The 23,204-nt window shown below is 53.4% G+C and carries 23 protein-coding genes and 1 pseudogene; 11 read left to right on the top strand and 13 right to left on the bottom strand.

Annotation, left to right across the window (positions count from 1 at the left end; genetic code table 11):
- Nucleotides 1-5: 5 nt before the first annotated feature.
- Both CUN67_RS10205 and CUN67_RS10210 read right to left on the bottom strand, forming a co-directional pair.
- The gene (locus CUN67_RS10205) at nt 6-206 is read right to left on the bottom strand and encodes a DUF2767 family protein (protein ID WP_084875001.1); all 201 of its coding nucleotides are present in this window, start codon (nt 204-206) and stop codon (nt 6-8) included.
- A gap of 139 nt (nt 207-345) precedes the next feature.
- The gene (locus tag CUN67_RS10210; RefSeq protein WP_208715161.1) at nt 346-1,551 is read right to left on the bottom strand and encodes an FAD-dependent oxidoreductase; all 1,206 of its coding nucleotides are present in this window, start codon (nt 1,549-1,551) and stop codon (nt 346-348) included.
- 173 nt (nt 1,552-1,724) lie between these two features.
- On the opposite strand from CUN67_RS10210, the gene CUN67_RS10215 reads away from it, so the two are divergent.
- The 4 genes and pseudogenes from CUN67_RS10215 (at nt 1,725) to ttcA (ending at nt 5,438) form a co-directional block, all read left to right on the top strand.
- Nucleotides 1,725-2,954: a DUF6056 family protein gene (locus CUN67_RS10215; protein ID WP_208715162.1), complete on the top strand. Its 1,230-nt coding sequence runs from the start codon at nt 1,725-1,727 to the stop codon at nt 2,952-2,954.
- A 595-nt stretch (nt 2,955-3,549) separates the two neighbouring features.
- Nucleotides 3,550-4,086 carry a hypothetical protein gene (locus tag CUN67_RS10220; RefSeq protein WP_208715163.1) on the top strand — a complete coding sequence of 179 codons (537 nt, stop codon included), beginning with the start codon at nt 3,550-3,552 and terminating at the stop codon, nt 4,084-4,086.
- 148 nt (nt 4,087-4,234) lie between these two features.
- Nucleotides 4,235-4,444 (top strand): annotated as a pseudogene (locus CUN67_RS10225) (tyrosine-type recombinase/integrase); the annotation flags it as partial.
- Nucleotides 4,445-4,502: 58 nt separating this feature from the next.
- Entirely contained in the window at nt 4,503-5,438 is a 936-nt protein-coding gene (ttcA, locus tag CUN67_RS10230) for a tRNA 2-thiocytidine(32) synthetase TtcA (protein WP_208715164.1), read from the top strand.
- A gap of 49 nt (nt 5,439-5,487) precedes the next feature.
- Here ttcA and CUN67_RS10235 read toward each other — a convergent pair whose 3' ends face one another.
- The 3 genes from CUN67_RS10235 to CUN67_RS10245 all read right to left on the bottom strand — a co-directional run bounded on the left by CUN67_RS10235 (nt 5,488) and on the right by CUN67_RS10245 (nt 8,670).
- Nucleotides 5,488-5,634: a hypothetical protein gene (locus tag CUN67_RS10235; RefSeq protein WP_208715165.1), complete on the bottom strand. Its 147-nt coding sequence runs from the start codon at nt 5,632-5,634 to the stop codon at nt 5,488-5,490.
- Between the two features lie 319 nt (nt 5,635-5,953).
- Nucleotides 5,954-6,937 carry a zinc transporter ZntB gene (gene zntB / locus CUN67_RS10240; protein WP_208715166.1) on the bottom strand — a complete coding sequence of 328 codons (984 nt, stop codon included), beginning with the start codon at nt 6,935-6,937 and terminating at the stop codon, nt 5,954-5,956.
- A 113-nt stretch (nt 6,938-7,050) separates the two neighbouring features.
- Complete coding sequence (locus CUN67_RS10245) at nt 7,051-8,670, bottom strand: peptide ABC transporter substrate-binding protein (protein WP_208715168.1); 1,620 nt, start codon at nt 8,668-8,670, stop codon at nt 7,051-7,053.
- 177 nt (nt 8,671-8,847) lie between these two features.
- On the opposite strand from CUN67_RS10245, the gene mpaA reads away from it, so the two are divergent.
- Nucleotides 8,848-9,561 carry a murein tripeptide amidase MpaA gene (gene mpaA, locus CUN67_RS10250; protein ID WP_208715170.1) on the top strand — a complete coding sequence of 238 codons (714 nt, stop codon included), beginning with the start codon at nt 8,848-8,850 and terminating at the stop codon, nt 9,559-9,561.
- Here the strand turns inward: mpaA and ycjG are convergent.
- Complete coding sequence (gene ycjG / locus CUN67_RS10255) at nt 9,530-10,516, bottom strand: L-Ala-D/L-Glu epimerase (RefSeq protein WP_208715172.1); 987 nt, start codon at nt 10,514-10,516, stop codon at nt 9,530-9,532. The two genes, mpaA and ycjG, sit on opposite strands and share 32 nt — an antisense overlap.
- 154 nt (nt 10,517-10,670) lie before the next feature.
- On the opposite strand from ycjG, the gene tpx reads away from it, so the two are divergent.
- Nucleotides 10,671-11,171 carry a thiol peroxidase gene (gene tpx / locus CUN67_RS10260; protein ID WP_208715177.1) on the top strand — a complete coding sequence of 167 codons (501 nt, stop codon included), beginning with the start codon at nt 10,671-10,673 and terminating at the stop codon, nt 11,169-11,171.
- Between the two features lie 64 nt (nt 11,172-11,235).
- On the opposite strand, the gene tyrR is transcribed toward tpx, so the two are convergent.
- From tyrR to pspA, 7 genes are all read right to left on the bottom strand, one after another.
- Nucleotides 11,236-12,801, bottom strand: coding sequence for a transcriptional regulator TyrR (gene tyrR / locus CUN67_RS10265; protein WP_208715178.1), 1,566 nt, complete (start codon nt 12,799-12,801; stop codon nt 11,236-11,238).
- A gap of 213 nt (nt 12,802-13,014) precedes the next feature.
- Nucleotides 13,015-14,088: a YcjF family protein gene (locus tag CUN67_RS10270; RefSeq protein ID WP_208715179.1), complete on the bottom strand. Its 1,074-nt coding sequence runs from the start codon at nt 14,086-14,088 to the stop codon at nt 13,015-13,017.
- A complete protein-coding gene (locus CUN67_RS10275; protein WP_208715180.1) occupies nt 14,085-15,470 on the bottom strand; it encodes a YcjX family protein in 1,386 nt (461 codons plus the stop codon). The genes CUN67_RS10270 and CUN67_RS10275 overlap by 4 nt, the downstream gene beginning before the upstream one ends.
- Nucleotides 15,451-15,699 (bottom strand): phage shock protein PspD, encoded by a 249-nt coding sequence (pspD, locus tag CUN67_RS10280; protein ID WP_208715181.1) that lies wholly within the window; start codon nt 15,697-15,699, stop codon nt 15,451-15,453. The genes CUN67_RS10275 and pspD overlap by 20 nt, the downstream gene beginning before the upstream one ends.
- Nucleotides 15,700-15,714: 15 nt before the next feature.
- The gene (gene pspC / locus CUN67_RS10285; RefSeq protein WP_208715182.1) at nt 15,715-16,074 is read right to left on the bottom strand and encodes an envelope stress response membrane protein PspC; all 360 of its coding nucleotides are present in this window, start codon (nt 16,072-16,074) and stop codon (nt 15,715-15,717) included.
- A complete protein-coding gene (pspB, locus tag CUN67_RS10290) occupies nt 16,071-16,298 on the bottom strand; it encodes an envelope stress response membrane protein PspB (RefSeq protein WP_084875037.1) in 228 nt (75 codons plus the stop codon). Before pspB ends, pspC begins: the two co-directional genes overlap by 4 nt.
- Before the next feature lie 41 nt (nt 16,299-16,339).
- Nucleotides 16,340-17,005 carry a phage shock protein PspA gene (gene pspA / locus CUN67_RS10295; protein ID WP_208715183.1) on the bottom strand — a complete coding sequence of 222 codons (666 nt, stop codon included), beginning with the start codon at nt 17,003-17,005 and terminating at the stop codon, nt 16,340-16,342.
- A gap of 163 nt (nt 17,006-17,168) precedes the next feature.
- On the opposite strand from pspA, the gene pspF reads away from it, so the two are divergent.
- The 5 genes from pspF (at nt 17,169) to sapD (ending at nt 23,204) form a co-directional block, all read left to right on the top strand.
- On the top strand, nt 17,169-18,155 hold the full coding sequence (gene pspF / locus CUN67_RS10300; protein WP_208717158.1) for a phage shock protein operon transcriptional activator: 987 nt from the start codon (nt 17,169-17,171) through the stop codon (nt 18,153-18,155).
- A 586-nt stretch (nt 18,156-18,741) separates the two neighbouring features.
- Complete coding sequence (gene sapA / locus CUN67_RS10305) at nt 18,742-20,364, top strand: ABC transporter substrate-binding protein SapA (protein ID WP_208715184.1); 1,623 nt, start codon at nt 18,742-18,744, stop codon at nt 20,362-20,364.
- 2 nt (nt 20,365-20,366) lie between these two features.
- Nucleotides 20,367-21,332, top strand: coding sequence for a putrescine export ABC transporter permease SapB (gene sapB, locus CUN67_RS10310; RefSeq protein WP_208715185.1), 966 nt, complete (start codon nt 20,367-20,369; stop codon nt 21,330-21,332).
- Entirely contained in the window at nt 21,319-22,209 is an 891-nt protein-coding gene (sapC, locus tag CUN67_RS10315; protein WP_208715186.1) for a putrescine export ABC transporter permease SapC, read from the top strand. Before sapB ends, sapC begins: the two co-directional genes overlap by 14 nt.
- Entirely contained in the window at nt 22,209-23,204 is a 996-nt protein-coding gene (gene sapD / locus CUN67_RS10320) for a putrescine export ABC transporter ATP-binding protein SapD (RefSeq protein ID WP_084875052.1), read from the top strand. The genes sapC and sapD overlap by 1 nt, the downstream gene beginning before the upstream one ends.

Here is a 23,204-nt window from a genome sequence, read left to right on the forward strand (position 1 = left end):
GCTTATCAACAAGGCTTGAGTTGGGTGATCGCCATCTCCACTGCCCGGTTCGGCGAGCCGGTTAATTCACGATAACGGAGTTGCAGGTTTTGTAACTCCGTTGCCAATACATCTTTTTCTGTCGCCGCACCACGCTGCGCCAGTTCCAGGTAACATTGCCCCACCAGGCGGCACGCCTCTTCAAATACCATGTCGTAAGTTTGCATCTGCCTCTCCTCACCTTTAGAAACTAAAGTAACTTATGCTTCCATCCTGTCAGTGCAGACAAAGCAAAATCTTCGCGCAGATCAATAAATGCACAAATAATTCGGGCAAAGAATGCTGATCCGGTTCCTGGGGGAAGGATTAGCCAGAAAAGCGTGGCTTCTCCATGCGGAATCCCAGCCCAATCAGGCGGCCAAACACAAAACGCAGAAAGGGAAAACGGCGGATAAGGGTGGGCATGGGACTTTTTCTGCCGGGTTTACGTTTATTACTGCTCATCTTAATTTGCAGAAATTGTGTCGCCACGGTCGGAAACTGGCGGCGCTTTTGCACCTTCGCCAAATCGCGCAGGCTGACTCCCCCCTGGCGCAGCGGTTCCGTCAGATAATTGGCGGTTGCGACGGCATCCTGAATCGCCAGATTGACGCCAACGCCACCGATGGGTGACATCGCGTGCGCCGCATCACCGATACATAGCACGCCAGGCTTCATCCAACTGTCGAGACGGTCAATGCGGATCGAGAGTAGTTTAAATTGCTGCCATTCCTCCAGTGAGGACAGCCGTTCCACACTAAAGGGCGCTACGGAGGCAATCGCCTGTTTAAATTGATCCAGTCCCGCCGCCTTCAACTCCTCAAACTGGCCTTTCGCAATGGTGTAGCCGCATTGCCAGTAAGTGCCGCGATCAATAACAATAAAGTTTTGCCGTGGCCCCTTATGCCCCATTCCCCAGGTTGGATCGTCCGACTGTTTATCCAGCCTGAACCACACCACATCCTTTGATGCGCCAAATGCCCGGCTGGTCAACCCGGCGGCAAGGCGTACGGCTGAATTTCTACCATCGGCTCCTACCACCAGCGGAGCCTGAATCTCCACCGGGCCGTGTTCAGTGCTCGCCCGAATTCCCCGGACGCTGTCGTGCTGGTAAAGAAAGCTGTCGAACGTGGTGGATTGCAGCAGCGTGAAACCGGCGAACTGCGCGCTTTTTTGCGCCAGAAAGTTGAGGAAGTCCCATTGCGGCATAAAGGCGATAAAACGGCATTGCACGGGCAGTCGCGTGAAATCCGCCATGGTCACTTCCTCACCGGCCAATTCGGCCTGCAATTTTTCTGCCCGCTGATGAGGCAATTGCAGAAGTTCGTCCAGTAAACCGAGCTGATGCATGATTTCAAGCGTAGAAGGATGAATGGTGTCGCCACGGAAATCGCGCAGGAAATCGGCGTGTTTCTCAATCACCACCACGCGCAATCCCGCACGCACCAGCAGATAACCCAGCATCAACCCCGCCGGGCCACCACCAACAATACAGCAATCAGTACTCAGGACGTCATTCGCTTCGGGCTTCATAACCACTCCTTCGTTAGCACCCGATCAGTTTATGATAATAATTATCATTTGTGTATAGGTGATAATTCTGCGATTATCCTGATCATACCCATCTTTTTCCCATGCCTCGTACCTGATAAAATATAACGTCAGCAAGGTTCTAATACTCATCAGGTACGCAAGGTAGAAAAACAATGACACGGACTTTCACATCTCTTTTTTTTATTATTTTCCTCGGTGCATTTGCTTATTTAAAGCTAAAAGGAATTTCCCACTATTCAGATGATGTCGTGTTTTCGCAAGAAGCACATACCCCAGATATTTTCCAATGGCTTCTTACACGCTATCAATCCTGGTCCTCCCGCACAGCGATAGAATTCGCATTATTAAAAATAATAAACCACAAACAAACCTGGGCATTTTTAAATTCCTTCTTATTCGCTGTAACCGTATGTTCATTCTCCTGGATAGTGGCAAAAAATAAAAAAGACGCCATTTTAGCCAGCCTCTTCTTTGTACTGGTCATACTTTTCACTATTAAAAAAGGGTTTATCAAGGAGGGCATCTTGTGGATGACAGGCTCAGTGAACTATTTGTGGCCATTTGCCCTTTCCATACTGGGATTTGCTCTGCTTAAACGATGCACGACAGAACAGAATCTCTACAGAAATGCGATCGTTGCCGCGGTAATTTTTTTCTTCTCGTCGTTCAGCGAACAGATCGTGGTCATCAATCTCTTCCTATTGCCGACTATCGCTGTGCTCTATCGGGGGCCAGTGAGAAAAGCGGCGCTCATCTCTCTGGCAGCCACTCTGCTGGTATTCGCGTACATCATCGTTAGCCCGGGAAATACACGTCGATTATATCTTGAGATTGGACGCTGGATGCCTGATTTTGTTAATCTCAACTTTGTTGATAAAGTACTTATGGGATTAAACCTGGCCTTTGACCAGATGTTCACTGTTCAGCCAATCGCCGTCGGCATTATTTACTTATGTTTAGCCCTGACACTCCGTAATAATAAAAAAGCCCAAATATTTTCTCTGTTACTTCTTATTGCCACCATCATCTTGTCCCTGATTGAGCGCAGAGTCTTCGCTGCATCAGGTTTCGACACCATCTATAAGTTCACCTCAGAGAATATAACCAGTACTTTCGCCATTGCCAGAGCCGCTACGGTTATCCTCTTCGCTCTCGCCACCACCCTGCTTTTGTTCCGGGCGCAACAGGAGAGGAAAACAGCATGGCTCAGCGCGATAGTCTATATCGTCTCGTATTCAGGAACGGTGATGCTCGGCCTGTCACCCACCGTCTATGCTTCAGGACAGCGCGTGCTGATGGTGTCGGGCATGATGGCGTCGGCGCTGGCGGCGTACCTGGCTCTTCAGGCGTGTGCAATGAATCGGAACAAGCTGATCCGGTGATTATCGTGGCAGAATGCAGGCACTTTATCTGAAGAATTTCAGTAGCCGTATAACCCGGATAACTGCAAAATGCGCTGGCGTTCAGCGCTGCAGTCGTACTGTATGTTTCGTCATGTGAATGACCTTCGGGATAGTATTGAAACTTACTATCTCGATTTTTTGATTATGTGATCTGCTGCAACATTTATTTTTCATTATTTTCAAGTTCTCAATCATCTGATGTAAAATCAACACATCAGCCTATTTTCATCTTCTCAACAGCCTGGACCATGGTATAGTATTCTATACAAACGCTATGTTAGTTGATTTCATAAAATAGCCTTTATCATTCTTTTGATTATTCACACCCGAGATAAAGACACTGGTGGCATATCATTTTAAATGCTTTATCTTTTTTACCTTAACAAATAACTCATAGTATTAATTAATACACACTACATTGATGAGTTCCCTCTTTGAAAAAGAGAAGATTTTATAAATCCCAATCAAGTTCATTCACCCAGCAATCAATTAAAGGATATGGAAATGAGATGCAGGCACGCTAAAAAATCGGACATGGATAGAGTATGCAATCTGCTGGCGGCAGAGTTTTTTCATGATCCAATTTATAAATTTGTATTTTCTGAGCGAAAAAAATAGATTTGATGTTATGAAAGAATATTTCAGGATTTATGTTAATCTCGCGCTGGAACGTGGGGGAATACTCCTGACTGAAAATAATTCAGGGGTTCTGGTTTACTTTCGACCTGAAGCGTTGGAAATGACACCTGAAGAGAATGCCAGAATTTATGACCAGCTAAATAAAGTGTGTGGTTGTGATTACGTACGAGCCGTAACGTTGATAGAAGGACTTGATAATCTCCAGCCAAAGGACCCTCCACATTACGTTATCGCCCTGCTCGCCATTCAAAGCTCTTCACGAGGGGGGACTCTTGTCAAAGATTTATTCAATTCTCTGAATGCAATACTCGATAAAGAAAAGGCGCCCTGTTATGCAGAATGCACAAGATATAGTACCAGGACACTGATTAGACGGTGGGGCTATCATGACACAGGTACTTCGTTACATATCGATGGCTTCCCTGAACTATATCCAGTCTGGCGGACTCCACAACATATCATAAGCTTGTGATCAAAATGACTTGTCCAGGCCGATATATGGGGACCTCAGGGGAATAATTAGTCATGAAAAGAACTTATCACCGCCTTAAGCCCTAACCCGGATACCTGGGTTATCGATAAAAAACGGGAGCCTCTGGTTCCCGTTCTTCTTAACGATTGTAAAACGTGCTGGAATTCGCCGCCGTAATCCGTACCATACGCGACATACTTTTGCCTGCTGGCTTCTGTCAGCCGGTGCAAACCCGTCGTTTATTGCGAATCAGATGGGGCACGAGAACGCGCAGAGGGTGTATGAGATTTATGCTACGTGGATAGAAGAGTTGAACGACGAGCAGGTTAACATGCTTAACGCTAAACTCGCTTTGTAGCTGGCCGTGCCCCTGTGGTGCCCTTTTTGTTGAAAATCGCTGGCTGAGACAGTAAATAATGTCAGAAAATCAAGAAGTCACAAAAAAAGAGCAGTACAACCTGAACAAATTACAAAAGCGTCTGCGTCGTAACGTGGGCGAAGCGATTGCCGATTTCAATATGATCGAAGAAGGCGATCGCATCATGGTGTGTCTGTCGGGCGGCAAAGACAGCTTCACCATGCTGGAAATCTTACGCAATCTGCAACAAAGTGCACCGGTTAACTTTTCTTTGGTGGCGGTGAACCTTGACCAGAAGCAGCCTGGCTTCCCGGAGCACGTGCTACCTGCGTATCTGGATAACCTCGGCGTTGAGTACAAGATTGTTAACGAAGATACCTACTCCATCGTTAAAGAAAAGATTCCGGAAGGCAAAACCACCTGTTCGCTGTGCTCACGTCTGCGCCGCGGCATTCTCTATCGCACTGCCACAGAGCTGGGTTGTACCAAAATTGCCCTTGGCCACCATCGCGACGATATTCTGCAAACGTTGTTCCTGAATATGTTCTACGGCGGCAAGATGAAGGGGATGCCTCCCAAGCTGATGAGCGATGATGGCAAACATATCGTGATCCGCCCACTGGCCTACTGCCGCGAAAAAGACATCATCCGCTTCGCTGAGGCACGTCAGTACCCGATTATCCCGTGTAACCTGTGTGGCTCCCAGCCTAACCTGCAACGCCAGGTGGTGGCCGATATGCTGCGCGATTGGGATAAACGTTATCCGGGCCGCATTGAAACCATGTTCAGCGCGATGCAGAACATCGTGCCGTCCCATATGGCAGACATTAACCTGTTTGACTTCAAAGGCATTCAGCATGGCGATGCGGTGATTGATGGCGGCGATCTGGCATTCGATCGTGAATCGCTGCCGGTGCAACCTGCTGGCTGGCAACCGGAAGAAGAAGATGCTGTCGATTTAAGCGTCCGTCTGGATGTGTTGCAGATAAAGTAATTCGCCCCGACAGAAAAAGGCGCGTCGCTTCGGCTACGCGCCTTTTTTATTAGCGATGCGGTGGTGGATCGATAATCGGTGGAAACTCAGGATCGTAGGGTGGATCAGGCTCAGGAATGGGTTGCGGATGCGGAATCGGTTCCGGAATCGGTGGTGGATCGGTTGGGATGGGATCGGTGGCGCGAATAAATGACATGCCCTTCTCCTTGTTGCTGAATGTCTTATAAGCATAGGTAAAGATAAGCGGCACTGGCAAACGGGCAAAAAAAAGCCGGCGGATAGGCCGGCGTTGTACGAATCAAATGTGCTATGCAGTAATTCAAAAAAGGAAGTAAGACAATATGGAGCGCAACGCCCATCGCTTGACGTTGCATTCACCTGCGAGAGAGATTCTGCTCCTGTTGCCTGATACGGATATTGACGTCGATCAGTTTTTTTCCGCTTTTTTACCTTCGCGTCCTTAATTTACAGCGGGTTACCTTACGCTAACTCATTGTTAACATTCCCGGTACCGCTTATAACCATTTGCGTTGTCTTAACCACCACGCCAGCCCCACCACCATGATGAGCAGCAGCAGACAGAACACACCAAAGCCCATATGCCAGCTGCCACCGGGGATACCTCCCAGGTTGACACCGAACAGGCCGGTTAAAAAGGTGGTCGGCAGGAAAATCATCGCCAGCAATGACATGGTGTAAGTACGACGGTTCATGGCTTCCGCCAATACGGCGGCGATTTCATCGGTCAGCACCGCCGTTCGTGCCACTCCAGCATCCAGATCGTCCAGTCCGCGTCCCAGACGGTCGGCAATATCCTGCATACGACGGCGGTTGTCGTCGTCCATCCACGCCAGTTTCTCACTGGCCAGACGCGCATAGACATCGCGCTGCGGAGCCATATAGCGCCGCATCACAATCAGTTGCTTGCGCAGCAACGCCAGTTCACCCCGGGCCGGAACCTGTTGATCCATCAGGGCATCTTCCAGCTCGATAATCTTGTCATGCATCTCTTCAATAAATTCACTGGCATGGTCGGTCAGAGCATCACAGACATCCACCAGCCAGCTCCCCCCATCCACCGGGCCATTACCGTTTTGCAGATCAGTCAGCACTTCATCGATGGCGTAGACTTTGCGACGACGCGTCGAAACAATCAGTTTGTCATTAATAAAAACCCGCATCGCCACCAGCTGATCCGGTCGTGAATCACTGTTGTGGTTGACGCTACGCAGCACAATCATAAAACCATCACCGAGACGTGACACACGCGGTCGCATGCTATCGCCCGCCAGCGCATCACGCACCGCATCGGGGATGAGTGGGGTCTTTTGCAGCCAATCTGCGCTCTGCTCCTGGGTGTAATTCAGGTGCAACCAGCAGGGACGTTCACAATTGATGACCTCAGTCTCATCAATCGCGATCACCCCTCCTTTGCCGTCGAGCTGACAAGCCACAATGGCATCTGAAACCTTCAATGCTTTACCTTCAATGACGTTCACGAACTCGCCTCTCCATCAAAATCAATACGATACAGTCTAGCGTGGTGGCGACGAGTTGCAATCTTCAGGCTGTGAGCAAACATGACAGGCGGCCAGAGCGGCCGCCAGGGAGATTAGTGTTTTTCAATCCACATTTCGCGGCTGTAGGCCACGTCTTCGGGGTTGGTGATCGGGTAGCCTTTCACCCAGGGTTTAATCAGACGTCCGTTGGTGTACTGATAAATCGGCGCAATCGGTGCCTGTTCAGCCAGAATCTGCTCGGCACGGTTGTAGTCCTGATTACGGGCCTGCGCGCTGGTTTCGTTACTGGCTTTTGTCAGCACGGCATCGTAATCGGCATTATGAAAACGCGCGATATTGCCGCTGTGGCTGGAGGTCAACAGGCTGAGGAAGGTGGAGGGTTCGTTATAATCCCCCACCCAGGAGGCACGAATGACATCAAAGTTGCCGCTGTTGCGGCTATCGATATACGTCTTCCACTCCTGATTTTGCAGCGTGACATCCACACCCAGATTCTTTTTCCACATCGATGCCACGGCAATGGCGATCTTCTGATGGCTTTCTGAGGTGTTGTACAGCAACGTCAGATGCAGCGGTTTGCCAGGCCCGTACCCGGCCGCCGTCAGCAGCGACTTAGCCTGCGCATTGAGTTCCTGCTGGCTATGCTGCTGCATGAAACTTTTCTGCGGCGTAAAACCTGCGGTGACATCCGGGGTAAAACGCCACGCGGGCTTCTCGCCGGTGCCCAGCACTTTTTCGGCGATGATACGGCGATCAATGGTCCACGTCAGCGCCTTGCGAACGCGGATATCGGCGGTGGGGCCTTTTTCGGTGTTAAACGCATAGTAATAGGTGCCAAGCTGGTCCGGGGTGTAAACCTGGCCCGGCAGCTCTTTTTTCAGCAGCGCATACATGTTTTTCGGGAAGGATTCGGTGATATCGATATCACCCGCACGATAGCGTTTGGTAGCGCTGGATTCCTCATTAATCGGAATGAAGGTGACTTTAGTCAGTACCGAATGCGCATCATCCCAATAATGGCGGTTACGGATCAGCACAATTTTTTCATTCACGACACGGTCCTGGAGCTGATAAGCGCCATTACCGACCAGCTTACCGGGGGCTGTCCAGCCTTCGCCATCCTGGGCAATGACTTTTTCTGGTACCGGGAAGAGTGCCGCATTGGCTACCATGCTGGGAAACCACGGCACCGGGCGTGACAATGTCACCTTGAGACGATTACCATCCAGCGCACTCACGCCCAGTTTGTCGGCGCTCATCTGCCCTTTGGTAATGGCTTCTGCATTCTCAATGCCGCTGAGCGTGGCAAACCAGGCTGAAGGCGAACTGTTTTTCGGATCAACCAGCCGTTGCCAGCTGTAAACAAAATCCTGTGCGGTAACCGGATCGCCATTGGACCAGCGGGCATCTTTGCGCAGGTTAAAAATCCAGGTCTTGTTATCGTTACTGCTCCAGCTTTGCGCCACGCCAGGCACGATATGGCCTTGTGCATCCTGGTTAGTCAGCCCTTCAAACAAATCACGCATTACCTGGATTTCCGGCAGGCCGACGGCTTTCATCGGGTCGAGCGAGGCGGGTTCATCTTTTATATGGCGCACAATTTCCTGCGTCGTTGCCAGCTGCGCGCCGGGTGGCACATTGGCGGCGAAGACCGGTGAAATTGCACCGATAACCATTAAAGCAGCAAGCGTCTTGCGAAAAGTTATTTTCATCACCACTCCTTTACCCAAAAAAAGGCGGCTGCCAAAAAAGTTGCGCCGCCAGCGACTTTCGGCACTTTATCGCAAATTGCTGATTGATAAATAGCTATTTTCCGGCACGCTGTTTACCGTTATGTTGAGGCTGGATCCCCGGTCACAATTTGCATCATCTTATTAAGGAAGTTTCTTATGTCGTCACTACATCCGCGCCCGCTGCGCGGCAAACTGGATGCTGTCTGGCAACAATATGGGCAATCGGTGCTGGGTGCGCCGCTGCTGTGGTTTCCTGCTCCAGCCGCTGATGCTGAGAGCGGTCTGATTATCGCTGGCACCCACGGTGACGAAAATGCTGCGGTAGCGACGCTATCAGGTGCCATGCGCACGCTGCCGGAGTCTCTGCGTCGTCATCACGTCATTCTGGCGGTTAATCCCGATGGCTGTCAGCTGGGCCTGCGCGCCAATGCCAATGGTGTCGATCTCAACCGTAACTTTCCGGCGGCGAACTGGCAAAGCGGTGACACCGTATACCGCTGGAACAGCGTGGCTGACCAGCGAGACGTGGTGCTGTCTACCGGGGAACGTCCCTCATCAGAGCCAGAAACCAGCGCGCTGTGCCAGCTGATTCATCATATCAAGCCGCGCTGGGTGGTGACCTGGCATGAGCCACTGGCCTGCATTGACGATCCGCATCATAGCGAGCTGGCGCAGTGGCTGTCGCAACAAACGCAACTGCCGGTGGTCAGCAGTGTCGGGTACGCCACCCCAGGCTCCTTTGGCAGCTGGTGCAGTGATATTGGCCTTCCGTGCATCACTGCTGAGATGCCGCCGATTTCGGTGGACGAAGCCACCGAGGTTTATCTGGAAACCCTGATTAATTTGCTGCGCTGGCAGCCGCAGGGATAAGTACCCCATTCGTAAAATGCAGCGACGGTTCCACATCGGCAGCCAGCCAGGTGGGACCGTCGAGATCGGCAAACTGCGCCAGCGGCGTAAGCGGCAGCGCCGCACGGATGGCACGTGAAGTGCACAACATACAGCCCAGCATAATGCCGAATCCCTGCTGACGCGCGCTGACGGCCAGCGCCAGGGCCTCCGTCAGACCCCCGGTTTTATCCAGTTTGATATTGACCATTTCATAGCGCCCTTTCAGCGCGGCAAGATTTTCGCGCGTATGGCAACTTTCATCGGCGCAGACAGGCAACGGGTGGATAAAATTCGCCAGCGCCGCATCCTGAGCGGCGGGTAATGGTTGCTCCAGCATGGCCACCTGCAGATCGGCCAGCAGCTGACAGCGCGCCGCCAGTCCCTCGACCTGCCAGGCCTCGTTGGCATCGACAATCAACGTGGCTTCCGGCACGGCACTGCGAATGGCGACTAATCGTTCGCTGATAAAGTTATTGTCCAGCTTGATTTTTAGCAGCCGGGCACCGTGCTGCCACAGTGCCAGTGCGCTGCTGGCCATGGCGTCAGGCGTGTCGATACTGACGGTATGCGCGGTGACGATGCGGCTGGCGAGGCTGACGCCACAAAGCTCCGCCAGGCTGAGCTGCTGTTGCTGGCGCACCAGATCCCATAATGCACAATCAACGGCATTGCGCGCTGCGCCTGGTGGTAGCGCCTGTTGTAAGTCAGCACGCGTCATACCGGCCTGTAACTGCGGCAGCACGGTGGCAATCTGTGCCAGCACCGACGCCTCGCTTTCACCATAACGTGCATAAGGTGTCGCCTCACCCACGCCACGAATCCCCTCTTCCTCAATTTCCACCACCACCACCTGCGCTTCGGTGCGGCTGCCACGGGAAATAACAAACGGTGAATGCAACGGCCAGGCTTCCGGATAACTCTTTACTGTTCTCATTATTTCTCCTTTAATCCGTCACTTAAATGCGAGGCGGCTCAGTAATCGCTACGATTTGCTCTCGTAAACCCTTAAAAAATATGTCATAAACAACGGCTATACCTGTACTGACGTTTTAAAAAGTCAGCTATTTTCATCGTTAAAAGGAAATCGTATGTCTCAGAATGTTCACTTCCAGGGCAACCCGGTACCCGTTGCAGGCCAGTTCCCGCAGGCAGGCACCCAGGCTAAACCGTTTTCTCTGGTAGCTAAAGATCTCGCTGACGTGACTCTTTCTCAGTATGCAGGCAAACGCAAAGTCCTGAACATTTTCCCGAGCATTGATACCGGCGTTTGTGCCGCTTCTGTGCGCAAGTTCAACGAACTGGCGGGTAAAGCAAACAATACCGTGGTGCTGTGCATCTCTGCCGACCTGCCGTTTGCCCAGTCGCGTTTCTGCGGTGCGGAAAGCCTGAACAACGTGGTCACGCTGTCTACCCTGCGTGGTGCTGAGTTCAAAGAAGATTACGGTGTGGCGATTGCCGAAGGCGCGCTGAAGGGGCTCACCGCGCGTGCCGTGGTGGTGATCGACGAAAACGACAAAGTGATTTATAGCGAACTGGTGAACGAGATCACCAGCGAGCCGAATTACGATGCGGCGCTGGCTGTGCTGTAAGAAATCAGGTGCGCATTCATGCGCACTGTACGGCAGTGCAGGGTCGCCATAATGGCGACCCTTTTTATTCGCTTTCGTTGCGTTTCTGGTTTAACCCATATTCGCGCAACTTGTTGGCAATGGCGGTGTGCGAGACGCCCAGTCGCTTCGCCAGCTTACGTGTGCTGGGATAAGAGAGATACAGACGCGTCAGAATTGAACGCTCAAAACGACTGGTGATCTCATCCAGTGTCCCTTCCATCGCTTCTTCTCCCATTGAGACATCCAGTGCCTGCTCCGGCAGCACGATATCCTGCGGACGTAGCTCGTAGCCTTCCAGCTGCGTCAGGGCACGGTACAGGGCATTTTTCAGCTGCCGCACATTACCCGGCCAGCTGTAGCGCGTGAGGAATGCGGTGAGCTGCGGTGATAAACGAGGACGAGGCAACCCTTGTTCATCGGCAAAGCGGGCAACAAACATCTCGGTGAGCGGCAGGATATCCTGTGGACGTTCACGCAACGGCGGCAGGTTCAGCGTCAGCACATTCAGACGATAGAACAGGTCCTCGCGGAATTCACCACGCTGTACCAGCTCAATCAGGTTCTTCTGCGTGGCACAAATCACGCGCACATCAACATGCACCTCGTGTTCCTCACCAACGCGACGGAAGGTGCCATCATTGAGGAAGCGCAACAGTTTGGTCTGCATACGCGGTGACATCTCACCGATTTCGTCCAGTAACACCGAACCACCATTGGCCTGTTCGAAGAAACCTTTTTTGCCTTCCAGCGCGTTGGGATAGGCACCCGCCGCGTGACCAAACAATTCACTTTCTGCCACATCATCCGGCAACGAGGCACAGTTCAGCGCCAGGAAAGGTTTTTTACCGCGCGCGCTGCGCAGATGGCAGGCACGTGCCAGCATATCTTTACCGGTGCCGGTGTCGCCGACAATCAGCAGCGGCGCGTCATGCATCGCCAGTTTACGTGCCTGATCCAGCACCTGACGCATTTTCGGCGTAACGGCTACGATATGGTCGAACTCCGACTCATCAGTCACAGTCAGGTTCTGGAGCTGACGTCCCATGCGCGCGGTGGATTTCAGCGTAATCATCGCACCCACTGGCTGATCGCTCTGACCTTCTTCTTCCGCGAGGTAAATCGGGCGCGCTTCCAGCAGGAAATCACGTCCCTGAATCACCACGTGCTGGACCTCAGCATCAACCCGATCGTTCTCGATCCAGCGCTGAAAGTTAAAGCCACTAATCAGCGCACCCGCGTTCTGGTTGCGGATTTTTTGTTCGTCGAGATTGAACAGATTTTGTGCCGCCGGGTTTGCCAGCTCCACTTTGCATTTGAGATCGATGGATAACACCGGTTCCGGCATCGCTACCAGCAACGCACTCAGTGCACGATGTTCACGTTCTGACGGCATGTAAGCCACGGTGCGTACATCTGTCACGCCAGGTGTACGGCGAATTTCCGCCATCAGTGAGCTGAATTGTTCAAATTCCAGCGCGGAAAAGTTGAGGTAGATGCGGCCGAGCGGTGCAATTTCAATGCCGCGCAGGTCGATATTGCGGGCAACCAGCAGGTCGAGTAGCTCGCGCGCCAGCCCGATACGGTCCTGGCAGAAAACTTCCAAACGCATTGCGATGGCCTTATTCAGGTTTTGAATTTTAATGATAATACGCTAACTTGCGGCGCCTCAGAAGGGGCCTGTCAGGAAAAGTTGACAGTCAGAGGCTGGCGATAAGCAAAAGTGTAACGGAACAACCAATAATAATCCCGTCAAAAATCACAATTAACAAAGAAAATCTCACCTTTCACACCCTTTTCAGTGTGAAAGGTGAACAGGGGCTGATTATTTAGCACTCTGCCCTGCTTTACCCTCGCTTTTGCTGAGGGTTTCTTTCAACTGGCCAATCAGTTCCCGGCGGAAATCACCCAGCCGCGGTTTGTCATCCTCCAGCCATGGCAGTGGACGGCACAGCTCCATCGCTTTAATCCCGAGACGCGCGGTAAGCAGACCAGCACCAATCCCCTGCGCGGCGCGGGCAGAAAGGCGCGCGGCAATATCCTGCGATACCCAATCCATCCCCACTTCACGCACCAGCTCAGACGCCCCGGCAAAGGCCATATTCAGCAATACCAGACGGAACAGGCGCAGACGGCTGAAATAACCCAGCTCGATGCCGTAAAGCGTGGCGATACGGTTCACCAGCCGCAAATTACGCCAGGCGATAAACGCCATATCCACCAGTGCCAGCGGACTGACGGCAATCATCAGGGTCGCTTCCGCCGCATGGCGGCTGATTTCACGTCGGGCCTGACGATCCAGCACCGGCTGCACCAGCTGCGCATACAGCATGACTATCTCGCGGTCGTTATGGGTTTCATGCAGCGCGGCGTGCCAGCGCTGCAATGCCGGGTGCGCCTGATCCAGTTGTGCCTGCTGCGCCAGCTTTTCACAAAATGCACGACCTTTGCCCATACCATGGCTGTGCAACAACTCACGCCCGACATCACGTTCTTCAGCGCGCTGTCGCAGCCGATATAACCGACGCCACTCGCTAATCAGGGCACCTGCACCAGCGGCGATGATCAATCCTCCGGCAACGCCGCTGCCGAGCGCAAACCAGTCGCGCGTCAGCCAGGCATCGTGCATCCACTGCACGCCCTGCGCCACCACACTGACGCCAAAAATTCCCAGGCCAGCGCCCACCATTTTGCGCCATAGGCTGCGTTTAGGGCGCAGTGCCGCTTCGACGACTTTTTCACCCGCGCCCTCCTCCAGCGGCTCCTCTTCACGGGTGACCAGAAACGCCGCGTCAGCGTCGGCGCTGAAAGTTTGCGCCGCACGCAACGGTTTATCTGCTTCGCGGTCCAGAGGACGGGCAAAGTCGATACGTGGTTTTAACGGTGTTTCATCATTCATCGCAGTTTATCTCCCAACAAAAACTCCAGCGCCGCATCCATGCGAATGTGCGGCAGCGGACGGTCAACGTCGAGCTGCTGCGGCCGGAATTGTTCAAACTGAAATCCCTGCTGTTGCCAGAAGGTGTGACCAGGCAGACGTGGCGGCACTTCGCCGGGATAGAATGTCAGCGCTTCACCATCATGCAGACGGTTACCGCGCAGCGCGGGGAGTTTCTCTCCACGGTGGTCAACCAGCCCGCTTTCGGTCGCCTGCACCGAGGCCAGACCGAGACAATCCAAGGTGATGCCTTCGAATGCGGCGTTCTGCCAGGCATCCTGCACCAGCTGCTGTAATAACGACACCATATTGGCGTGCTGATCGGCGGTGATGTGATCCGCTTTGGTGGCGGCGAACAATAACTTGTCGATAACCGGTGAAAACAGACGACGAAATAACGTGCGCTGGCCGTAATGAAAGCTCTGCATCAGTTGTGTCAGCGCCAGACGCATATCGTTAAACGCCTGTGGCCCGCTGTTCAGCGGTTGCAGGCAATCAACCAGCACAATCTGACGATCAAAACGCAGGAAATAATTTTTATAGAAACCTTTCACCACATGCTGGCAGTAATAATTAAAACGCTGTTGCAGCATCGCGAAATTACTGCCCGCCGGTGCCTGCCGCTGGATGTCATCCACCTGCGGCCACGGGAAAAATTGCAATGCGGGCGCACCCGCCATATCGCCCGGCAAGACAAAGCGTCCCGGCTGAATAAAATGCAGCCCCTCGCCTTTGCATTGATGCAGGTAGTCGGTCCAGGCGGCGGCTATGGCGGCAAGACGATTTTCATCGGCCTGGGCATAGGGATCGAGATCGGCACACAGGCTGCGCCAGCGCTGTGCCCATACGGCGCGATCACCTTGCAACAAACCCAGCATCTGGCGTGACCAGCCGGCATAATCCTGCGCCAGCATCGGTAAATCGAGCAGCCACTCGCCGGGATAATCGACAATTTCCAGATACAACGTGGCTGTATCTTTGAAGTGACGCAACAGAGATTCATCCGGGCGATAGCGCAGTGCCAGACACATTTCGCTGACACCGCGTGTCGGCGTGGGCCAACTGGGCGGCACGCCATACAATTGGGCTAAACCCTCATCATAGGTAAAACGCGGTGTGCCCAGTTCACGTTGCGGCACGCGTTTGACGCCAGGCAGACGTTCCTCGCGCACCACGGAAAACAGCGGCAAACGAGAGCCGCTGTGGACATTCAATAGCTGGTTAACCAGTGAGGTAATAAAGGCCGTTTTGCCGCTGCGGCTCAGGCCCGTCACAGCAAGGCGCAGGTGACGGTCAACTCCCCGATTCACCAGCGCCATCAATTCATTTTGCAGTCTTTTCATCGTTCTCCCTGATGAAACGCGCCGACAGGCGACTAAACACCTTCGTCAGTAACGGTTCCAGCGCAAACGCCAACAACAAGCGTAGCGGGCGTCGCGCCACCGATTTCACTGCCCAGCCGGCGAGGCCGCCAGGGGCGTAGGTGACTGCACTGATGATGATAAATTTTCCCGCCGACTTCAACGCAGGTGCTGCCCGGCGACGCAGAGTTGTAAAACGTTGGGCGGACAAATCAACCTCCGGCAATCAGATTTGACGAAAACGGCTACGCACACTGAATGTTTCCGAGGTGACGTAGCGCTCAATATCACGCACATGCCGTTCATCGACCTGTAGCGCCTCATCCAGCTCATCCAGCAACTCGCTGGCGCTGGGTTTATGCACGTCTGGCGCATCATCCGGTTTCACATCCAGCACGAAGCCGAGGATAAAATAGATGATCAGGACTACGCCGAACAAACCAAAAAACATCGACAACACCAGAATGACTCTTAATAACGTCACTGGAACGTCAAGATACTCCGCCAGGCCAGCACAAACTCCGCGTACCTTACCTTGCTGCGGGATGCGCCACAGTTTACGCCCTTTCAGGCTGCCGCCACTCATGGCTGCCTCCAGTTCGGGTGCTCGGCATCCAGGATCGCTTCCAGCGCTTCAACGCGTTCGCGCATCCGACGGGCATCCTGAGTCATCTGTTGCAGACGTTGCATGTCGTTCGATGAAAGCTCCGCACCGCCGTTGCGTTTGTTGCTGTAGTGGAGCCATAACCAAATCGGTGCAACAAACAGCACGAAGATGGTCAGCGGTATGGCCAGAAAAAGTGCGCTCATTGACTCTCCTTAATCATTTAACCTGAACGGGTTCAGCACCATTATTCGCTGCGATTCATTTTGGCTTTCAGCGCTGCCAGCTGCTGGCTGATTTCATCATCGGCTTTCAGCTCGGAGAACTCCTGATCCAGGCTTTTGGGTTTACCAAAACGCTGGCTTTCTGCTTCTGCTTCCATGTGATCGATACGACGTTCAAACGATTCAAAGCGCGCCATCGCGTCATTCAATTTATTGCTGTCGAGCTGACGACGAACATCACGCGATGAAGACGCGGCCTGATGGCGCAGCGTCAATGCCTGCTGGCGAGCGCGGGTTTCGCTGAGTTTTTTCTCCAGCTCACCGATTTCACCTTTCATGCGTTCCAGCGTTTCTTCCACCTGCGCCACTTCCTGTTGCAGCGAAGCGATCAGATCGGTCAGTTTCTGTTTTTCAATCAGTGCCGCACGCGCCAGATCATCTTTATCTTTGCGCAAAGCCAGTTCGGCTTTTTCCTGCCATTCGGCCTGCTGAATGTCGGCCTGCTCGATACGACGCAGCAGCTGTTTCTTTTCAGCCAGCGCGCGTGCCGAGGTGGAGCGCACTTCCACCAGCGTGTCTTCCATTTCCTGAATCATCAGGCGTACCAGTTTCTGCGGATCTTCGGCGCGCTCCAGCAGTGAATTGATATTCGCGTTAACGATATCGGCGAAACGAGAAAAAATACCCATAATGATGTTCCTCAGAGTGTTATGTGGTTGCACAAGACGCTCATCACTAATACAAAAGGCGTGCCAGTTTTTAACTGCATGAATTTATTGATCTTGATTGTTTTACATCCCGCCATAATTCGCATAGGGTAGTGAAATTGATTAACTGATGGTGAAATTCATCATGGCAAATGGTAACGACAATCTGCTGGGCGAATCCAACAACTTTCTTGAGGTGCTGGAACAGGTTTCGCGACTCGCCCCGCTGGAAAAACCAGTGCTGGTCATTGGCGAACGTGGCACCGGTAAGGAGTTGATTGCCAGCCGTTTACATTATCTTTCCGATCGCTGGCAGGGCCCATTTATCTCCCTCAACTGCGCAGCGTTAAATGGAAATCTGCTCGATTCTGAGTTGTTCGGCCATGAAGCCGGTGCCTTTACCGGTGCTCAGAAACGCCACCTCGGTCGTTTTGAACGTGCCGATGGTGGCACACTGTTTCTGGATGAACTGGCGACGGCCCCGATGCTGGTGCAGGAAAAATTGCTACGCGTGATTGAATATGGGCAGCTGGAGCGCGTTGGTGGTAACCAGTCGCTACAGGTTAATGTCCGGCTGGTTTGCGCCACCAATGAAGATCTGCCTGCGCTGGCCGCGGAGGGTAAATTCCGCGCGGATCTGCTCGACCGCCTTGCCTTTGACGTGGTACAGCTGCCGCCACTGCGCGAACGCCGCAGTGATATCCTGGTGATGGCAGAACATTTTGCCATTCAGATGTGCCGCGAACTGGGTTTACCGCTGTTTCCCGGTTTCAGCGAACAAGCTCAACAGACGCTGTTGCAGTACAACTGGCCAGGAAATGTGCGTGAACTGAAAAACGTGGTGGAACGCTCGGTGTATCGCCATCACAGCATCGACGAGCCGCTGGATAATATTATTATCAACCCGTTTGCGCCGCGCAGCGCGCCCGTTCCGGTTACTGTCAGCAGCGAAAGCAGCCAGCCCGCTTTGCCACTTGATCTGCGGCAGTGGCAGAGCCAGCAGGAACGCCAGCTGGTGGAACGCAGCCTGGCGGAGGCAAAATATAACCAGCGCCGGGCGGCGGATTTATTGGGTGTTACCTATCATCAACTGCGGGCAATGATGAAGAAGCACGGGGTTGAGGTTAATTAAATCATTTAAGCGCCCGAATCAGGGCGCATTATCATGCTTTACGGAATGCTACCGAAGTTTAGTTAATATCGTATATCTCATATTTCTTTAGCTTCCGTCTGATATACCGAATCTCAAATCCCAGCACTGTCACAGCAACCACAAGCATCCCCACTACAACACTCAGTACAATCATAAGTCATCCTTGTCTTAACGAAACTACGCAAGGGTATTATAACTTACTGTTATTATTAATGACTATCAGATTATCAATCTGGTCGGGAGACACACCAGTTGTAGCACGGCTGACAGGGGTCATTTCCTGAGAGCAAAAAAAAGCCCGCTATAAGCGGGCAACAAATACTGGAAGCAATGTGAGCAATGTCGTGCTCTTCTTCGGTAGAGCCACCGTCGAAGCGCAGAAGAATAATAATCATTCTTATTATCATCTGTAAACCCCTAATTGAGAATTTTTCTCATTTCCACACTAACGGTGTGATTACCTCATCGCCGCTTTGCTGAAAAAGACACCAGAACTGTCCTTAATTTGGGGAGTACCGGACGTTTGCGATACACTCTCGCTATTGCCTCAGAATCGTTGAGTTCTATGCCAAAATTATTCCCCACGCTGTTGCTCGGCCTCAGCGTATTGAGTGCGTCTGCATGGGCGCTGCCTGCGAACGATATTCGCCACACCGGCTTCGTTTATTGCGTCAACGGCACGGTGAATACCTTTAACCCGCAGCTGGCCAGCAGCGGGTTAGTGGTCGATACGCTCGCCGCGCAGCTTTACGATCGGCTGCTGGATGTCGATCCCTATACCTATCGCCTGATCCCCGATCTGGCGCAAAGCTGGGAAGTGCGGGATAACGGCGCGACATATCGCTTCCACCTGCGTAAGGATGTCGCCTTCCAGCACACCAACTGGTTTACGCCCACCCGTAAAATGAATGCCGACGATGTGGTGTTCAGCTTTGCCCGCATGTTTGATCGCCAGCATCCGTGGCATAACGTTAACGGCGGCAGCTACCCTTATTTTGATAGTCTGCAATTTGCCGACTCAGTGCAGAGCGTGAAAAAGCTCGATAACGATACTGTCGAGATTCGCCTGAACAGCCCGGATGCGTCGTTTCTATGGCATCTCGCCACCCATTACGCCCCCGTGCTCTCCAAAGAATATGCTGATCAACTGACAGCCAAAGGTCAGCAGGAAAGGCTGGATCGGGAACCCGTCGGCACTGGCCCATTCCAGCTCAGCGAATACCGCACCGGGCAATATCTGCGTCTGGCACGTAATCCGCAATACTGGCGCGGGGTGCCACGCCTCCAGCAGGTGGTGATTGATCTCGGTGTCGGCGGTACCGGACGCCTGTCGAAATTGCTGACCGGCGAATGTGACGTACTGGCCTATCCAGCCGCCAGCCAGCTCAGCATCCTGCGCGATGACCCACGTTTGCGTATGACGCTGCGTCCCGGCATGAATATCGCTTATCTGGCGTTTAACACCCGTAAACCGCCGCTGGATCGACCTGAAGTGCGGCACGCGCTGGCGCTGGCGATTAACAATGAACGTCTGATGGAATCGATTTATTACGGCACCGCAGAAACCGCCGCGTCGATTCTGCCGCGTGCCTCGTGGGCGTATGATAATGATGCGCGCGTAACGGAATATAATCCGACCAAAGCGCGGGAAACATTGAAGGCACTTGGCGTGGAAAATCTGCATTTGCGCCTGGTGGTGCCCACCGCGTCGCAGTCGTGGAATCCCAGCCCGCTGAAAACCGCTGAGTTGTTACAAGCCGATCTGGCGCAGGTTGGAGTGCGTGTCACCATCGTCCCGGTGGAAGGTCGTTTTCAGGAAGCACAGCTGATGGCGATGAACCATGATATTACCCTCACCGGCTGGGCCACCGACAGTAACGACCCTGACAGCTTCTTCCGTCCGCTGCTGAGCTGCGCGGCGATTCGCTCGCAAACCAATTACGCGCACTGGTGCTCACCCGCCTTCGATGAAGTGTTACAACACGCCCTGCTGTCCCAGCAACTCGCGGCGCGTATTGAAAGTTACGACACGGCGCAACAGATGCTGGCGCAGGAACTGCCGGTGCTACCACTGGCATCGTCGCTACGTTTGCAGGCCTATCGCCATGATATTAAAGGCCTGGTGCTGAGTCCGTTTGGTAACGCCTCATTCGCGGGCGTTTATCGTGATGAAAGCAGCGAGGAATAAGCATGATCATCTATATATTGCGTCGCCTGCTGTTGCTGATCATCACGCTGTTTTTGCTGTCACTGGTTAGCTTCAGTCTGAGTTATTTCACCCCCAATGCCCCGCTGGAAGGCGCTTCATTATTTGATGCCTGGTGGTTCTGGTTTAAGGGGCTGATGCAGTTTGATTTTGGTGTGTCCAGCACCAATGGTCAGTCCATTGATATCCAGCTGCGCGAGGTGTTTCCCGCCACGCTGGAGCTGTGCATTCTGGCCTTTATGCTGGCGCTGATGGTCGGGATTCCTCTCGGTATCTGCGCAGGTGTGATGCGTAATAAATGGCAGGATAAAGCGATTAGCGCGCTGGCGCTGCTCGGCTTCTCCATGCCGGTGTTCTGGCTGGCGTTACTCTTCACAATGTTTTTCTCGTTAACCCTCGGCTGGTTGCCGGTATCTGGCCGGTTTGATTTACTCTATCCGGTGCAGAACGTCACCGGTTTTGCCCTGGTCGACGCCTGGCTGAGTCATTCACCGTGGCGGCATGAAATGCTGATCAGCACCCTCACCCATATGATCCTGCCGGTGGTTGTGCTGGCCGTCGCCCCGACCACTGAAGTGATTCGACTGTTGCGCAGCAGCACCAGCGAGGTGATGGATAAAAACTACGTTAAAGCGGCGGCGACGCGGGGGCTATCGCGTTTTACCATTATCCGCCGCCATGTGCTGCATAACGCTCTGCCGCCGGTGATCCCCCGCCTGGGTTTGCAGTTCTCCACCATGCTGACGCTGGCGATGATTACGGAAGTGGTATTTAACTGGCCGGGCCTGGGTCGCTGGCTGATCAATGCTATCCGCCAGCAGGATTACGCCGCGATTTCTGCGGGTGTGATGGTAGTGGGCAGCCTGGTGATCGTGGTTAACGTGCTGTCAGATATTGTCGGCGCGGCGCTGAATCCGCTGAAACATAAGGAATGGTATGCCCTTAGATAATATTTATGCCGAAAAACGGCAGCCCGGCACCTTCCGACTCAGCTGGCAGCGCTTTTATCACGACACCAGCGCGATGATCGGCTTATATGGCTTCGGTGCCATCCTGTTTCTTTGCCTGTTTGGCGGTCTGCTGGCTCCCTACGGTATCGATCAGCAGTTCCTTGGCTACCAGTTACTGCCGCCCTCGTGGTCACGCTATGGCGATGTCTCGTTCTTCCTCGGCACAGACGATTTAGGTCGCGATGTCCTCAGCCGGTTGCTGAGCGGTGTGACGCCAACGGTAGGTTCGGCGATTCTGGTTACGCTGCTGGCGGCGATCTGCGCGCTGGTGCTCGGCGTGCTGGCGGGTATTACCCACGGCCTGCGTTCGGCGGTGATGAACCATGTGCTGGATACACTGCTGTCGATCCCCTCGTTGCTGCTGGCGATCATTGTGGTGGCGTTTCTTGGCCCGCGGCTGGAACACGCCATGCTGGCCGTGTGGCTGGCGCTGATCCCGCGTCTGGTGCGCGAAATCTACACCGCCGTGCACGATGAGATGGAAAAAGAATACGTGGTAGCACTGCGTCTTGATGGGGCACGTAACTTCAATATCCTGTGGAGTGCCGTGCTGCCCAATGTACTCCCGCTGCTGGTAAGTGAATTTACGCGTTCGCTATCGATGGCGATTCTCGATATCGCCGCGCTGGGTTTTCTCGATCTTGGCGCACAGCTGCCTTCGCCCGAATGGGGCGCGATGCTGGGTGACTCGCTGGAACTGATTTACGTTGCCCCCTGGACCGTCATGTTACCCGGGGCCGCGCTGATGGTGAGTGTGTTGATTGTTAACCTGCTGGGCGACGGCATCCGTCGTGCCGTAGAAGCGGGAGCTGAATAATGCCGTTACTCGATATCCGCAATCTGACCATTGAATTTATGACCGCAGAAGGCCCGGTCAAAGCGGTCGATCGCATCAATCTGACCCTCACCGAAGGCGAAGTGCGCGGCCTGGTGGGCGAATCCGGCTCCGGCAAGAGCCTGGTAGCAAAAGCCATCTGCGGTGTCACCAAAGATAACTGGCGCGTCACCGCCGACCGTATGCGCTTCGACGATATCGATCTGCTGCGCCTGTCCCCGCGCGAACGCCGTCGTATTGTCGGCCATAACGTCTCGATGATCTTCCAGGAACCGCAGTCCTGTCTTGATCCTTCGGAAAGCATTGGCCGTCAGCTGATGCAGGCGATTCCTCGCTGGACATTTAAAGGCCACTGGTATCAGCGGCTGTGGTTCTGGCGCAAAGCGCGTGCCATTGAGTTGCTGCATCGCGTCGGTATCAAAGATCATAAAGACATCATGCGCAGCTTCCCCTACGAGCTGACCGAGGGTGAATGCCAGAAAGTGATGATTGCCATCGCACTGGCGAACCAGCCACGGTTGTTGATTGCCGATGAGCCGACTAACGCCATGGAACCGACCACCCAGGCACAGATTTTCCGCCTGCTCAGCCGTCTGAATCAGAACAACAACACCACCATCCTGCTGATCAGCCATGACTTGCGCACCATGAGTCAATGGGCCGATCGCATCAACGTGATGTATTGCGGCCAGACGGTGGAAACCGCGCAGAGTGATGACCTGATGGGGACGCCCCATCATCCTTACACCCAGGCACTCATCCGCGCAATGCCAGATTTCGGTAGCGCCTTGCCGCATAAAAGCCGTCTGAATACCTTATCCGGCGCGATCCCATCACTGGAACATTTGCCGATTGGCTGCCGCCTTGGCCCGCGCTGTCCCTATGCGCAACGTAAATGCATCGAAACACCACGTCTTAGCGGCAACAAAGCACATCTGTTTGCCTGCCACTTCCCGCTGAATATGGAGGGCCAGTAA

Origin of the sequence: Pantoea cypripedii (genome assembly GCF_011395035.1) — a bacterium.
GTDB lineage: Bacteria > Pseudomonadota > Gammaproteobacteria > Enterobacterales > Enterobacteriaceae > Pantoea > Pantoea cypripedii_A.

Excerpts from the sequence above, each read along its gene's own strand:
- ycjG (WP_208715172.1), bottom strand. The coding sequence starts at position 10,516 with ATGAGAACAGTAAAGAGTTATCCGGAAGCCTGGCCGTTGCATTCACCG.
- sapC (WP_208715186.1), top strand. The coding sequence starts at position 21,319 with ATGCCCTTAGATAATATTTATGCCGAAAAACGGCAGCCCGGCACCTTC.
- sapA (WP_208715184.1), top strand. The coding sequence starts at position 18,742 with ATGCCAAAATTATTCCCCACGCTGTTGCTCGGCCTCAGCGTATTGAGT.
- CUN67_RS10215 (WP_208715162.1), top strand. The coding sequence starts at position 1,725 with ATGACACGGACTTTCACATCTCTTTTTTTTATTATTTTCCTCGGTGCA.
- pspC (WP_208715182.1), bottom strand. The coding sequence starts at position 16,074 with ATGAGTGGCGGCAGCCTGAAAGGGCGTAAACTGTGGCGCATCCCGCAG.
- sapB (WP_208715185.1), top strand. The coding sequence starts at position 20,367 with ATGATCATCTATATATTGCGTCGCCTGCTGTTGCTGATCATCACGCTG.
- sapD (WP_084875052.1), top strand. The coding sequence starts at position 22,209 with ATGCCGTTACTCGATATCCGCAATCTGACCATTGAATTTATGACCGCA.
- pspA (WP_208715183.1), bottom strand. The coding sequence starts at position 17,005 with ATGGGTATTTTTTCTCGTTTCGCCGATATCGTTAACGCGAATATCAAT.
- CUN67_RS10205 (WP_084875001.1), bottom strand. The coding sequence starts at position 206 with ATGCAAACTTACGACATGGTATTTGAAGAGGCGTGCCGCCTGGTGGGG.
- ttcA (WP_208715164.1), top strand. The coding sequence starts at position 4,503 with ATGTCAGAAAATCAAGAAGTCACAAAAAAAGAGCAGTACAACCTGAAC.
- CUN67_RS10245 (WP_208715168.1), bottom strand. The coding sequence starts at position 8,670 with ATGAAAATAACTTTTCGCAAGACGCTTGCTGCTTTAATGGTTATCGGT.
- CUN67_RS10270 (WP_208715179.1), bottom strand. The coding sequence starts at position 14,088 with ATGAATGATGAAACACCGTTAAAACCACGTATCGACTTTGCCCGTCCT.
- mpaA (WP_208715170.1), top strand. The coding sequence starts at position 8,848 with ATGTCGTCACTACATCCGCGCCCGCTGCGCGGCAAACTGGATGCTGTC.
- CUN67_RS10210 (WP_208715161.1), bottom strand. The coding sequence starts at position 1,551 with ATGAAGCCCGAAGCGAATGACGTCCTGAGTACTGATTGCTGTATTGTT.
- CUN67_RS10275 (WP_208715180.1), bottom strand. The coding sequence starts at position 15,470 with ATGAAAAGACTGCAAAATGAATTGATGGCGCTGGTGAATCGGGGAGTT.
- tyrR (WP_208715178.1), bottom strand. The coding sequence starts at position 12,801 with ATGCGTTTGGAAGTTTTCTGCCAGGACCGTATCGGGCTGGCGCGCGAG.
- CUN67_RS10235 (WP_208715165.1), bottom strand. The coding sequence starts at position 5,634 with ATGTCATTTATTCGCGCCACCGATCCCATCCCAACCGATCCACCACCG.
- pspF (WP_208717158.1), top strand. The coding sequence starts at position 17,169 with ATGGCAAATGGTAACGACAATCTGCTGGGCGAATCCAACAACTTTCTT.
- tpx (WP_208715177.1), top strand. The coding sequence starts at position 10,671 with ATGTCTCAGAATGTTCACTTCCAGGGCAACCCGGTACCCGTTGCAGGC.
- pspB (WP_084875037.1), bottom strand. The coding sequence starts at position 16,298 with ATGAGCGCACTTTTTCTGGCCATACCGCTGACCATCTTCGTGCTGTTT.
- CUN67_RS10220 (WP_208715163.1), top strand. The coding sequence starts at position 3,550 with ATGATCCAATTTATAAATTTGTATTTTCTGAGCGAAAAAAATAGATTT.